13 protein-coding genes are annotated in these 13408 nt (G+C 63.1%); 9 read left to right on the forward strand and 4 right to left on the reverse strand.

Annotated features, from left to right (window positions below; genetic code table 11):
• Positions 1–5 precede the first annotated feature (5 nt).
• From ACE10Z_RS08880 to ACE10Z_RS08895, 4 genes are all read left to right on the forward strand, one after another.
• Positions 6–464, forward strand: a complete 459-nt coding sequence (locus ACE10Z_RS08880) for an FKBP-type peptidyl-prolyl cis-trans isomerase (RefSeq protein WP_375787590.1) — start codon at positions 6–8, stop codon at positions 462–464.
• Positions 465–510: 46 nt separating this feature from the next.
• On the forward strand, positions 511–1500 hold the full coding sequence (locus ACE10Z_RS08885) for a D-2-hydroxyacid dehydrogenase family protein (RefSeq protein WP_375787591.1): 990 nt from the start codon (positions 511–513) through the stop codon (positions 1498–1500).
• A gap of 115 nt (positions 1501–1615) precedes the next feature.
• A complete protein-coding gene (locus ACE10Z_RS08890; protein WP_076866333.1) occupies positions 1616–2140 on the forward strand; it encodes a cupin domain-containing protein in 525 nt (174 codons plus the stop codon).
• A gap of 49 nt (positions 2141–2189) precedes the next feature.
• Positions 2190–2927 carry an enoyl-CoA hydratase/isomerase family protein gene (locus ACE10Z_RS08895; protein WP_375787592.1) on the forward strand — a complete coding sequence of 246 codons (738 nt, stop codon included), beginning with the start codon at positions 2190–2192 and terminating at the stop codon, positions 2925–2927.
• 134 nt (positions 2928–3061) lie between these two features.
• Here the strand turns inward: ACE10Z_RS08895 and ACE10Z_RS08900 are convergent, their stop codons facing one another.
• Positions 3062–4588 carry an amidohydrolase family protein gene (locus ACE10Z_RS08900; protein WP_375787593.1) on the reverse strand — a complete coding sequence of 509 codons (1527 nt, stop codon included), beginning with the start codon at positions 4586–4588 and terminating at the stop codon, positions 3062–3064.
• Positions 4589–4804: 216 nt separating this feature from the next.
• Between ACE10Z_RS08900 and ACE10Z_RS08905 the strand changes: the two genes are divergently transcribed.
• Both ACE10Z_RS08905 and ACE10Z_RS08910 read left to right on the forward strand, forming a co-directional pair.
• Entirely contained in the window at positions 4805–5821 is a 1017-nt protein-coding gene (locus ACE10Z_RS08905; RefSeq protein ID WP_375787594.1) for an alpha/beta hydrolase, read from the forward strand.
• Between the two features lie 104 nt (positions 5822–5925).
• Positions 5926–6360, forward strand: coding sequence for a VOC family protein (locus tag ACE10Z_RS08910; protein WP_375787595.1), 435 nt, complete (start codon positions 5926–5928; stop codon positions 6358–6360).
• 77 nt (positions 6361–6437) lie between these two features.
• Here the strand turns inward: ACE10Z_RS08910 and ACE10Z_RS08915 are convergent, their stop codons facing one another.
• The gene (locus ACE10Z_RS08915) at positions 6438–7883 is read right to left on the reverse strand and encodes a sensor histidine kinase (RefSeq protein ID WP_375789784.1); all 1446 of its coding nucleotides are present in this window, start codon (positions 7881–7883) and stop codon (positions 6438–6440) included.
• The gene (locus ACE10Z_RS08920; RefSeq protein WP_050401724.1) at positions 7883–8554 is read right to left on the reverse strand and encodes a response regulator transcription factor; all 672 of its coding nucleotides are present in this window, start codon (positions 8552–8554) and stop codon (positions 7883–7885) included. The genes ACE10Z_RS08915 and ACE10Z_RS08920 overlap by 1 nt, the downstream gene beginning before the upstream one ends.
• Positions 8555–9013: 459 nt before the next feature.
• On the opposite strand from ACE10Z_RS08920, the gene ACE10Z_RS08925 reads away from it, so the two are divergent.
• The 3 genes from ACE10Z_RS08925 (at position 9014) to ACE10Z_RS08935 (ending at position 12258) form a co-directional block, all read left to right on the forward strand.
• Positions 9014–10783, forward strand: a complete 1770-nt coding sequence (locus tag ACE10Z_RS08925) for a glycosyltransferase family 39 protein (protein ID WP_375787596.1) — start codon at positions 9014–9016, stop codon at positions 10781–10783.
• 114 nt (positions 10784–10897) lie between these two features.
• A complete protein-coding gene (locus ACE10Z_RS08930) occupies positions 10898–11221 on the forward strand; it encodes a hypothetical protein (RefSeq protein ID WP_375787597.1) in 324 nt (107 codons plus the stop codon).
• Positions 11222–11406: 185 nt separating this feature from the next.
• Complete coding sequence (locus ACE10Z_RS08935) at positions 11407–12258, forward strand: carotenoid biosynthesis protein (protein ID WP_375787598.1); 852 nt, start codon at positions 11407–11409, stop codon at positions 12256–12258.
• On the opposite strand, the gene ACE10Z_RS08940 is transcribed toward ACE10Z_RS08935, so the two are convergent.
• Complete coding sequence (locus ACE10Z_RS08940; RefSeq protein ID WP_375787599.1) at positions 12248–13408, reverse strand: hypothetical protein; 1161 nt, start codon at positions 13406–13408, stop codon at positions 12248–12250. The two genes, ACE10Z_RS08935 and ACE10Z_RS08940, sit on opposite strands and share 11 nt — an antisense overlap.

Here is a 13408-nt window from a genome sequence, read left to right on the forward strand (position 1 = left end):
CCCAGATGCAATCTTCACGACGCACGATCATCACGACTGCATTCGCCGGCCTTGCGGCGGCAGTCTCCACGTCCGTTGCCGGCAGGACGGCAATGGCTCAAACCGCAGGAAAGCCCATGACCACAGCTTCAGGCCTCCAGATCATCGACAGCAAGGTCGGCACCGGCGCCTCGCCGAAGACCGGCCAGACCTGCGTCATGCACTATACCGGCTGGCTCTACGAGAACGGCCAGAAGGGCAAGAAATTCGACTCCTCCGTCGACCGTAACGAGCCGTTCGAATTTCCGATCGGCCAGGGCCACGTGATCAAGGGGTGGGACGAAGGCGTCGCCACCATGAAGGTCGGCGGCAAGCGTACGCTGATCATCCCGCCGAACCTCGGCTACGGCGCGCGCGGCGCCGGCGGAGTGATCCCGCCGAATGCCACGCTGATGTTCGACGTTGAACTGCTGGGCGTAAAGTGACGTGATGGCCGTCAAGTAACCGGCCCGTAACAAGAGGGGCGCAGCGATGAAGATCTCGATCCTCGACGATTATTTCGACACGCTGCGCACCCTCGATTGTTTCCGCAAGCTCGACGGCCACGACGTCACGATCTGGAACGATCATGTCCAGGACGTCGATGCGCTCGCCGAACGGCTGCGCGACACCGATGCGCTGGTGCTGATCCGCGAACGCACCCAGATCCGCACCCCGTTGCTGGAGCGGCTGCCGAAGTTGAAGCTGATCAGCCAGCGCAGCGTCTATCCGCATATCGACATCGACACCTGCACGCGGCTCGGCATCATCGTGTCGTCGGGCCAGCATGCCGATACGCCGTCCTATGCCACTGCCGAGTTCACCTGGGGCTTGATCCTCGCCGCGATGCGGGCGATCCCGCAGCAGATGGCGGCGCTGAAAGCCGGCAAATGGCAGATCGGCGTCGGCCATACGTTGCGCGGCAAGACGCTCGGCATCTACGGCTATGGCCGTATCGGCGCCGTGGTCGCGGGATATGGCAGGGCGTTCGGCATGAACGTGCTGGTCTGGGCGCGCGAACCGGCGCTGGCGAAGGCGCGTGCCGACGGCTATGAGACCGCCGCCAGCAAGGCCGATTTCTTTGCCCGCTGCGACGTGCTGTCGCTGCACATGCGGCTGGTCGGCGCAACGCGCGGCATCGTCAAGGCGGAGGACCTCGCGCGCATGAAAGACACCGCGCTGATCGTCAACACCAGCCGCGCGCCGCTGATCGAGCCGGGCGCGCTGGTCAACGCGCTGCGCGCCGGCCGGCCCGGCATGGCCGCGGTCGACGTCTATGAGAAGGAGCCGCTGCGCGACACCGCCGACCCGCTGCTCAACATGGATAATGTGGTCTGCACGCCGCATCTCGGCTACGTCTCGCGCGACGAATACGAGATCCAGTTCACCGATATCTTCGATCAGATCGTGGCCTATGCCGCCGGTGCGCCGATCAATGTGGTCAATCCGGATGTGCTGGCACATCCGCGCCCGCGTGGCTGAAGCTCCGCAAGGCCAACGCGCGGCAGCGCCGGAACGTTCTGATTTTCTGCTCGCCTGCGCGCGTGCTTTTCGGTAGCGTTCCACGCACGAAACTTGACCAACGAAAGCAAGAACGATGAGCGGTTCCCACGATCACACCCATTCTCACGACCACGATCATCACCATCACGACGACGAGCGCTGGAAGCACGACGGCGTCCGGGTGATTCCGGGTAACCAGCTCGATCCGAATGTGCCCTCGACCGCCGGCATGGACCGCAAGGCTGCGATCAATTTCGCCCGGGTCGGCGCGCAGAAATTGTGGGCAGGCACCGTCAGCATCAAGCCGGACGCCAAGACCGGTGCGCATCATCACGGTCACCTCGAAAGCATCATCTACGTCGTGAAGGGCAAGGCGCGAATGCGCTGGGGCGAGAAGCTGCAGTTTACCGCGGAAGCCGGCCCCGGCGATTTCATCTTCGTGCCGCCCTACGTGCCGCACCAGGAGATCAACGCCAGTCCCGACGAGGTGCTGGAATGCGTGCTGGTGCGTTCCGACGGCGAGGCGGTCGCGATCAATCTCGACATCGAGCCGGTCGAGAAGCCGGAGAACGTGCTCTGGGTCGATCCGGTGCACCGGCATCCCGACGAGAAGAAATAAACGTCGCGGCGCAGCCGCGACGAAAGATAATAACAACAGGGAGGCCAGCATGACGCTCGTTCGCTACGAGAGCGCCGACCACGTCGCAACCATCACGATGGCACGGAGCGAGAAGCACAACGCGCTCAACAACGCGTTGTGTACCGAGCTGCGTGACGCCTGGCTGCGGTTTCGGGACAGCGACGATCGTGTCGCGGTGCTGGCTTCGTCGGAGGAAAAGTATTTCTCAGTCGGCGCCGATGTTGGTGATCTCCCCGCCAACATGTGGCACGCCGTGCCTGGCCTCGGCGTCGAGCTGGACAAGCCGGTGATTGCAGCGACATCCGGCTGGGTCGTGGGGGGCGCGTTCGTGCTGGTGCAGATGGCCGATCTGTGTGTGGCCTCGGAGACGACGCGCTTCATCTACCCCGAGGGAAAGATCGGCACCACCGCGGGCGGCGTCTCATCGGTGATGGCGCGGATGCCGCACAAGATCGCGATGGAGTTTCTGCTGGTCGGCGACGAGATGTCGGCGGAGCGCGCCTTCCAGATTGGTTTCGTCAACAAGGTCGCGCCGAAAGGTCAGCACCTCGCGCTGGCGCAGGAGATGGCTGCGAAGATCGCCGGCAATGCACCGCTGGTGGTCCGCGCGCTGAAGAAGCTGGCCCGCGAGGCGATGCCGAAGGGACCCCTTGAAACAGTCGCCGACGCGCGGCGGTTGCTCGATGAGGTCAGGGACAGCGACGATCTCAAGGAAGGCGTGAAGGCCTTCGCCGAGAAGCGCAAGCCGAGGTTCACGGGGAAGTAGCGCCGTCATTGCGAGGAGCCAACGGGTCGCGCGAACGCGCGCCCGATGACAGGCTCCGCGACGAAGCAATCCATCTCTCCGGTGCGCGGCGCGATGGATTGCTTCGCTTCGCTCGCAATGATGGCGTCTGAAGACTATACGAACACGCGGTGATCGATCACACCGTTCGGCACGACATAGCCGTAGCGCGTATTCGACGGCTCCGCGCCGGCCTTCTCATACTGCGCCTTCATCATCGCGAAACGGTCGCCCCTGATGTCCAGCATCGCGCGCTTCGGCTGGATGTTGTAGAGCCGGGCATTGTTGTCGCCGAAGATCGCCGTCTTCACCGGTCCGTCGGCAGGCCCAAGCGGCGCGTAGCCGAACTTCTTCTGCATCACTTCGGGGATTTCCAGCCGCCGCAGGCCCTCGATCTGCCATTGTGGCGCGCCGGTCCACAGCGCGTCGGTACCCCAGCAGACGTGGTCGACGCCGAGGCCCTTGATCAGGGTGCCCATCAGCGCGGCGCAGACGTTGGGCTCGGCGACCAGCGTGGTCGCGAACAATTGCCCGACATCGCCGTAGACATTGTTGACGCCGTATTGCGCCGGGATGTCGGCGAGGTCGGAGGTCCAGGCGATGCGGCCCGTGCGCTCGAATTCGGCCAGCGCGACCTTGGGATCGCCACCGACATGGCGATAGGCCGAGTGGTAGATGACGAAGTTGAGCTGTGGCCAGTCCCTGGCCGCCTGGCCGACATCGGCAACGTCGGCGAAGCCGCGCAAATTCGGATACTGCTTCTCGATCCCGGGTGGGAACAGCCCCTTGTGGACGCAGACATTCTTGATGCCCGCCTTCACCATCTTCTCATAGCCCTTGTAGGCGACCTTCTCGTCGTCCAGCCGCCACGGATAGCGGCTGATCTCCTTGTGGGTGTTGTCGCCGATCGTATAGCCCTTGCAGGATTCCGGCCTCAAGGCCAGCGCAGCATCGAGCTTGTCGAGCCAGCCGGGCTGGCCGGGCGTGAAGATCGCGTGACAGAACACGCGGCGCGAGCCGGCCTCGTCGTTCATCTTCTTGCGCGCATCGGCCATCTGCTCGTTGGTCAGGAACCAGTCCTGCTCGATGTCCGACGGCGCCGAGGAGATCAGCGCGATCTTGGTGTCGGAATCGAGAAACATCTCCTTCTTGTAGTTGTTGAACTTCAGATCCTCGATGGTCTGCTCGTGATCGTTGAGCTCCTTGTTCCAGCCGGCCTTGCCGACCGCCTTGCGCATCTCCACGAAGCCCATGATGCGAGTGTCGTCGCGCAGGAAATGCGTGTGCATGTCCATGATGAACTGGTCTTTCAGTCCGTTGGCGCGCTCTTGCGCCATCGCGGGCGTTGCGGCCTCGGCCGGCGTCACGTCGAACAGCTCCCCATAGACCTGGTTCATCGCGACAAAGGAAGCGGCCATGCCGGCCGCGGTCTGGAAGAATTTTCGGCGATCGAGACCCTGCTTGCCGCCGAGATCGTCGGCCATTGCCAGCAACCGTGCCTCGACCTCGCGCTGCCGTTCGTTCTGCGGGTCGGGATAGAACTCGTCGCTGGAGACGATCTGGGTCGGAATCGGCGTCTGGTACTGGCAAAGTTCGGAGGGCATCAAGGCGGCAAGTTCTTCGTCGGTGAGATTGCTGCTCATTCTTCGCTCCCGCATCTCGCCGGATTTTTCCGGTCGGACCGCGGCGGAGACTAGGACCAAGTCCGTCCGTCGTCCGCGCCGATTGCCGGAAACCGCGTTCACAAAATCGTGCATCGCAGCCGCGGCCGCGAGATGCCGGCTTCGTACAACCGGTCATGCGCGCTGCTATGCTTGATCGCACCGGATCGGACGAAGAAATCCGGAAGGGAGCGAACCATGATGCCAGCAGACCATTCGCGGCGCACCATCATCAAGGGCATCGGCGTGGCGACGACAGCCGGAGTGCTCGGCGCAACGCCGGTGCAGGCCGCGACCGCATTTCCTGCCGAAGGAGAAATATGGAGCAACGAATACTGGGCGAAGAAGGGTGACATCCCGCTGTGGATGTTCCGCAAGCGGATCGGCGCGCCGAAACCGGGCGAGCCGGCGCGGCCTGTGGTGTTCTTCGTCCACGGCTCGTCGGTGACATCGAGGGCGTTCGACCTCACGGTGCCCGGCAAGGGCGAGTATTCGCTGCTCAATGTCTTTGCGCGCTACGGCTTCGATTGCTGGACCATGGATCACGAGAACTACGGCAAGTCGGGCCGCACCTCAGGCAATGCGGATATCGCGAGCGGCGTCGAGGATCTGAAGGCGGCGGTCGAGGTGATCGCGCGCGAGACCGGCGAGCGGCGATATCACTTCATCGGCGAATCCTCCGGCGCGCTGCGGGCAGGTGCGTTCGCGATGGCCGCGCCCGAGCGCATCGATCGCCTGGTGTTCGCCGCCTTCACCTACAAGGGCGAGGGCTCGCCGACACTGGCGAAGCGCGCCGAGCAGCTTGCCTATTACCGCAGCCACAACATGCGCAAGCGCGACCGCGACATGATCCGATCGATAGCGACCCGCGACAAGCCGGGCACGTCGGACCCCGCCGTGGTGGAAGCGTTGGCCGATGTGGAGATGCAGTTCGGCGACCAGATCCCGACCGGCACCTATCTCGACATGACCGCCAATCTGCCGGTGGTACATCCGGAGAAGGTGCTGGCGCCGGTGCTGCTGGTCCGCGGCGAGTATGACGGGATCGCGACGGTCCCCGATCTCGAGGAGTTCTTCAACAAACTGCCGAATGGCGACCGGCAATTCATCATCCTGCCCGGCACCGCCCATTCTGTGGCGCTGGCCACCAATCGCGAGCTGTTCTGGCATGTGACGCGGGCATTTCTGACCATGCCGGCGCCGATCGTGACCTGACGCGGCCTGCGTCAGGACGCCGCAAGAAAAATCTGCGCGGCGATGTCGGGATCCGGCTATGCGGTTCGTCCTCGGGGCATAACCTGCAAAAAGGAGCGCCTTTCATGGCTAAGCCGACAATGATCTTCGTCAACCTGCCGGTCAGCAATCTCGCCCGTGCCACCGCCTTCTATGAGGCGATCGGCGCGACGAAAAATCCGCAATTCTCCGACGACACCGCCTCCGGCATGGTGATCTCCGAGACCATCCATGTCATGTTGCTGACGCACGACAAGTTTAGGCAGTTCACGCCGAAGGCAATCGCCGATGCCAGGACCACGAGCGAGATGCTGATCTGCCTCTCTGCCGAGAGCCGCGAGGCCGTCGACGGCTATGTGACCAGGGCGAAGGGTGCGGGCGGCACCGCCGATCCGTCGCCGCAGCAGGATTACGGCTTCATGTACGGCCGCAGCTTCGAGGATCCCGATGGTCACATCTGGGAAGTGATGTGGATGGACGTCGAGGCCGCGATGAAGGCGCAGTCTGCAGCCACCGCGTGAGCCGCCGCACAATGCAGGCGTTCGAAGCCGGCAATGAGCGACAGTTGGCAATCCGCTTGACGGATTGAGACAGCACTTCAGGCAGCGGAGATGCCGCCCGCCCGGGCTTCGGTCATGGCTTGGGCGGCTTTTCTCCCTGAAGGCAGGTCGGCTTGCCGGCAGCCGGGGACCGGAAAGTTCAGTTCGACCGTGGTGCCGCCGCCAGGCGTCTCGCAGAGGGCAACGGTGCCGCCGTGGGTGGTCATCACCTGGGAGACGATCGAAAGCCCCAACCCTGTTCCTTCCGTGCGGGTGCTTCCGCGCTTGAAGGGCTCAAGCAGCAGTTCGGGCTGACCGAGTTGGAGTCCCGATCCGTAGTCAATGACGCTCAACCGCGCTGGTGCTCCGACTTCGATGAGGACGGAGCCGCCTGCGCTGCCGTGCGTTACGGCGTTTCGGATCAGGTTCGAGAGCGCGACGGCGATCGCGGTTTCCGAGCCACGCACCCAGACCGGGTGACGGGGCTCGATGAATTCGACATCGCTTCCGTTCTTCAACGCCATCGGCACGTGTTCGGCCGCAACCCTGCGCGCAAGCGCCGCAAGATCCATTTCGATCAGTTCGGCAGGTTCTGCGGAGATACGCGCCAGCTGCAGCAGCATGGTGACGATCGACGACAGCTTCTGGTTCTCGGCTATCAGCCTGGCACGCAACGGAGCGTCCTCGACCTGCTCGAGTATGGTGCGCGCATTGGTCAGGGGCGTACGAAGTTCGTGTGCCGCATTCGACAGGAAATTTCGTTGCGCTTTCGAAGCGACGTCTATTCGCGATAGCGCGCGATTGAAAGCCGCGACCAGAGGCAAGAGCTCGGCCGGCGCATCCTGTTCCGGCAGTCGTCGGCCATCCGAAACCCCATCGATCATCTCGGCGGCCGCCGCCACGGCCCGGACGGGACGCGCGATCAGCGACGGCACGAAGACCATCGCGGTAAACGCCGTCGCCGCCAGGACAAGGATGATGGGGAGCGCAACGATCGTCGCATCGGTGAGCATTCCGGTCGTCAGTTGCGCGGCCGTATAGGCCACGCCACCGGTTTCAATCCACACCTCACCCACGGGCGTATTTCTGACGACCGCCATCTTCCTCAGATTGGTGGTTTCGCCGTCAAACGCGTAGGCGATGAAACTCGTCCCGTCACGCGATGTCTGGGTCTTTTGCGGACGCCACTTCGGGATTGGGCCGTAGGTGACCTCTCCACTCTTGTCGGACACGACATACCAGAATGTCGGGAAGCTGCGGGTGATCTCGTCCAGCCTCGATGTCCGTTTGAGCGCCAGTTGCCCGGCCGCGTTGCGGATGACGGCTTCCTTCAATGCATCGGCGACGTCGGCGGCGGCCCAGGTGCCGTCATCGTCGCCGCCAAATCGGATCAGCAGTGCTGCCGCGCAGAGCAGCATGATGGTCGTCACGGCGCCGATCAGCGTCGCGGACAGCACCGCGATCGAGCGATGGACGCGCTTGAGCCTTTGCCATTTCAAAATCATCATTCGCCACTCAGCAGATATCCGAGGCCACGGACCGGTTTGATGACGACCTTGCAGTTGGCCGCGCGAAGGCGCCGGCGCAGCCGCGAAACGTGAGCCTCGATCGCGTTTGATTGAATTTCGTCATCAAAGCTGTAAGCGGCAACTTCGAGAGTCTCGCGCAGGACAACGCGCCCAATGCGCCGAACCATCGCTTCCAGGATCGCCAGTTCACGCCGCGGGACAACAATTGGCGCATGGTCGACGCAGACCTCGCGATTGAGGACGTCGTAGCTCAGATTGCCGATGCGAACGATCGCCCCTCTATCCAGAAACAGACGTCGCAGCACGGCCTTGGCTCGCGCAATCAGCTCGATCGGTTCGAATGGCTTGGCCACGTAGTCGTCCGCCCCGTCGTCGAGGGCGCGCGCAATATCAAGGGGATCATCAAGTGCGGTCAGCACGATCGTCGCGGGGCTCGGCTTCTGCTGCTTAAGGTCGCGCAGCAAGGCCAGACCGTCGCCATCCGGCAATCCGCGGTCGATCACGACGAGTTCAAAGCTTCGCACGGCGACCGCAGCGCGGCCCTCCTCAAGCGTCGTGACCATGTCGGATGCGCCGAAGGCCGTAGCCAAAGTATCCCGCAGCCATGGCCCGAGCTGCGGGTCATCCTCCACGACCAGAACGCGCACCGCCTTCTCCCCAATGTAAACTAATGTTTCTACCATTACAGACGGATTACAATAAGATTACGGCCGGGAAGAAAACCGCGGTGTCCTCGCGAATATGTTGATGTAATTGGCCTTTTCCTGGAGGCTCGACCCGCCATCCGGAATGGCCGTGGCGATCGGATCGACCCCTGATGGGGCCCGTCCGAAAGACTCAATCAGGGGTGCCACACACATCGGCGCTCCGGAGCCGATCAGCGTCATGACAGCGAGCGGGCTTTCGCATGCGCATCCGCTCTCGGCGATTTCCCCGCCAGAGACGTCGATCAACATGACCGGCGAATGATGGCGCCTCGGCGCGCGCAAGACAGAGGCGTGAATGGAGTCGCGTCAGGCTATCGTAATGGTCGCTGTGAAAAAGCATGGCGGACAACGCGGCTCGCATCGCGCTTTCCGATCTCCGTCCCCAGGCTTCCGAACGATATGCCGGTCGATTTTGCGTTCTCAGCGATGGCCAAGCGGTCGGATCGCAGCCCGGCGCCTTGGCGCCGTCCGTTCAATCGATGGCTGGAGGGAGTAGAGGCGGGGTGGTCGGTGCCGCTGCTGCTCGCCTGCTTCGTCGGCATCTGGACGGTGTATCTGTCGGTGGCCTATCACGGCGCCGGCCTGCATCCGGACGTGCTGGAGACCTGGACGTATGGCAGGCATTTCGCGTGGGGTTATCCCAAGCATCCGCCGTTGATGGGGTGGACGACCGGTGCGTGGACCTTGGTGTTTCCGCTCACCGACTGGTCGCTGCAGTTGATGGCGATGACAAATGCAGCGTTGGCGTTGTGGTTCGTCGATCTCATCGCAAGAAGGTTTGTGACCGGCCACAAGCGCCTGATCGTGCTGCTCCTGCTGATGCTGACCCCGGCATACCAGTTTCACGCGCAGCGCTTCAACGCCAACGCCGTGTTGCTCGCGGTCTGGCCGCTTGCAACCTACTGCTTCCTGCGCGCCTTTGAAACGAGGGCGCCGCTCTGGGCGATTGCTGCGGGGGTCACGGCGTCGCTTGCAATGCTGGGCAAGTACTACTCCATCTTTCTGATCGCCAGCTTTGCGTTGTCGGCAATCATCCATCCCTTGCGACGAGCCTATTTCACGTCCAGTTCACCCTGGATCTCCACTGTTGTCGGGCTGATCGCGCTATCTCCGCATCTGCACTGGTTGGCCACGACGGGCGCGGAGCCTGTCCACTATGCCGCGACACATGTGGGGGCCGATTTCCCCCATTCACTGCGGGATGCCGTCAATTTCCTGTTGGGCCTTGCCGCTGCGACGAGCGTGTCCGCCGTGACGTGGGCGATGATCGCCGGGTATCGAATAAAGCGCCTTCCTCGGGATCTCGCGGCGGCAGATCCCAATCTGAAGCTGCTCGGCCACGTTGCGATCGGCACGATCGCTCTTCCTTTCATCACGTCCATATTGCTCGGCACCGACCTGCCGTCGCTATGGGCGCTTCAAGGATTGTTTCTGTTCGCCGTAGCCGTCGTGTGCAGTACGCGCTATCGGATCGAGCGGTTCTATACGGTGAATGCAGCGCTGCTGGTCGCCGGAATAGCGATCGTCGCCACCGTGATGGCAGCCCCTGCCCATGCGCTCTACCGCAACAGCTACGGTTATGAGGAAGGGCGAAACGTCTATCACCAGGCCGCCGACGAACTCACCCGGCTGTGGCACGAGCAGATGGGCACGCCGCTGTCGATCGTCGGCGGCAACGATAGCCTTGGGGTTGCGGTGGCCTTCTACAGCTCCGATCACCCGCATTACGGCGAGCCTTTCGCCTACCAATATTCATTGGCGTTGCCTCGCGAGGTGACACCGGAGCGCGGCTGGGCGGCGCTCTGTTTCGATGACCAGGACGATTGCCTTGAATGGACCGGGCGAATGGCGGCCCACGCCGGAAGCTATGTCAAACGCGAGTTTTCCGTTCAATCGAGCCTGTTCGGAATTCCAGGCATCAAGCGAAACCTCGTTGCGTTCCTGGTGGCGCCGCGTCGTGAGCCGGACGATGCACCGCCAAGCCTCGTCAACGATGCCGGTCAGGGTGGAGGACATGTCTCTCCGCAAACAGTGCCGCCGCTCCGCGCGGAGCCGGATGTCGCGCTGCCGGAAAATCAGCCGCCGGGAAATGCGCCGCAGACAAATGATCCAGGAGCCAACATGCTGGTGCATCATGGAGCAGCAAAGCTCTTCGTCTTGATGCGCTGATCACGCTCATCCCGGAATGCCGCCGTGACGATCGCGCGCGTAATCTTGCGGTAATCGGCCCCCGCTTTATCGGCGGCAGGGTCAAGGGCGTCATATCACGAAGGATAGCGGTCCATGCTTATCAGGTTGATTTGCATCAGCCTCGGCGTTTGCGCCATCATCGGCGCCACCGCGGTCGCACAGACATCTCCATCAACGACCGGTTCAACCCACCCGGTCCCCGCAACACGAGCGTCGATCGGTCACGCCGACAAGATCAACCTCAACACCGCCCCTGTCAGCGAGCTGGTGAAGCTTCCGCACCTCAGCGTGCGCGGCGTCACTGCGATCACGGAGGCGAGAGCAAAGTCAAAGTTCAAGGATTGGAATGATTTCGTGGCCCGACGGGTTGTGCCGCGATTCGTCAGGAACGAGCTCAAGGAGCTCGTCACGTTCTAGAGGGGCTCTGTCGATCGCTGCCAAGGGGCGGGCGCAGTTGTTGAACGCGACGCGTTTGCGGCCGGCGGCTTGTCGCCGCCGAACCGATTGACTACCGTCGATCGGCGGATATGCGCGGCGATTGCGTGGGGCAGGTGATGCGCGAGCGGACTGACGGTTCTTCTTTTGCATCGAGGGTAGACCTGGTGATCTGGCCGGCCGTCGTGGCCATCCTCGCGGCGGGCATCGGCTTCTCCTGGAATCCGACGCCGATGGCGCAGCTGCTTGCGGCGCTGTTCGTTGCGTGCGGAATCGTGCACGCCGTCGTCTCCTATGGATCGCGGGCCGCGCTTGTTTTCTTCGCGATGAGCGTCGCGGTTGGATTCGTCATGGAGAATATCGGTGTCGCCACCGGATTCCCGTTCGGCCGATATCATTTCGAGATCGGTGCTGGTCTTCCGAACGTCGGACGTATCCCGTTCGTCGTCGGCCCGATGTGGTTTGCTGCGGGCTATTTTTCCTGGGTCGTCGCCGCGACCCTGCTCGGCGGGGCCGACCGTCAACTGGATCGCCGGTTCAACCTGGTGGTCCTGCCTGTCGTCGCGGCGTTCGTCACCGCGCAGTGGGATCTGGTGGTCGACCCTCCCAGCTCGACGATCGCCAAAGCCTGGATCTGGCACGAGGGCGGAGCCGTGTTCGGCGTGCCGCCGTCGAATTTCTTCGGCTGGCTGTTGACCTCATGGCTGTTCTTCCAAGGATTTGCCTTGTACCTGCACCATCGCAGCGGTCCGCTCAGGCCCGATCAGGTCGCCGATCGCAAGCTGCGCCTGATCGGCATCCTGTTCTATGTCTGCGGCGGCATCACGCATGTCGTGCCATGGATGTTGGGACAGTCCGGAGACATCGTCGACCTCGCGGGCCAGTCCTGGCGCTTGCAGGATATCCGTGGCGCGACCGTCGTGATCATGGTGTTCACCATGTTCTTCACGTCGCTGTTGGCGCTGATCCGGTTGCTCGACGGTGCAGGTCCGGACCAGCGGCCCCGTTCTAATAACTGATCCGCAGCCCCACGCCGCCGTGAAGCGTGTTGCCGACCGGCTGTGGCCCGGCAGTGCCGTTGACGAAGAGGTCGGCGATCCAGCCCTTGGTGATGCGGAAGCCGACGCGGCCGCCATATTCGAACCAGCCCTGGTTGCCGATCGTCGGCACGATGGTGCCATCGCCGGTGACGGTGGCGACGATGCCGGAATGGCTGGCAAAGGATTGCACCCAGCCGCCATTAATGTTCGTTTCGATGTTCGATCCGAACAGATGCGTCCACTGGCCGCCGATCTTGACCAGGCTGGTGCGATCGGTGCCGTCGGCGATAGTGGCGTCGAATGGATTGAAGGCAACGGCAGGATCGCTGTAGCCCTTGACTCGCTGCCAGAGCTGCCAGACCTCGACCGAAGCCGCGACTTCGTCGCGCGCCGACAGCCGGCTGATCCAGCCCGCGCGTCCATACACGCCGTAGTTCTCGCTCGAAGTCTCGCCGGTGACCGACACCGGGCCGAGACTGGTCGCATAGCTGCGGGTGTAGCGCACCTTCTCCGACGGCGAGAGAATGGTGCCGACGTCGAAGAACGGCCGCGACGAACCCCAGTCGACGAAGTCGTAGCGCAGCGCGAAGGCGCCGATCGGCGCGCTGGTGACGTTGTAGCCGCCCTCGCCATATTGCGTGTAGGCGATGCCGACGAGCAGCGACAGATTCGGTGTAATGGTCTTGCGGCCATGGATGCCGGCCGAGAAGGACCCCGCGGAACCGAAGGCACTGATGCAGTCGTCGCAATTGATCTGTTCGTTGACGCCGAGCAGCACCGATCCGAGCACGCGGTTGGTGATCATCTGGTTGAAGCGCTGGTCGGCGAGGTTGTTGATCGAACTGCCGCTCGACGGCGCGCCGGTGATCGGTGTCGGCGACGGGCTGGGCGTTGGTGTCGGCGTGGGCGTAGGCGTGGGTGTTGGCGTTGGCGATGGTGTGGCAGTAGGAGTCGGCGTCGGCGTTGGGGTCGATGTACAGTTCGGCGACGCTGACAGCGTATCGGAATTCGTACAGTTCGGCGTCGGACTCTGCGCCTGAGCCGGCGCAGCCCACGCCTGCAGCATCGCGAGCGACAGCGCCATGGTCAGGACCGCCGACAGGACCAGGTGATGGATACGCCGTGCCAT

Origin of the sequence: Bradyrhizobium sp. Pha-3 (assembly GCF_042258615.1) — a bacterium.
Classification (GTDB): domain Bacteria; phylum Pseudomonadota; class Alphaproteobacteria; order Rhizobiales; family Xanthobacteraceae; genus Bradyrhizobium.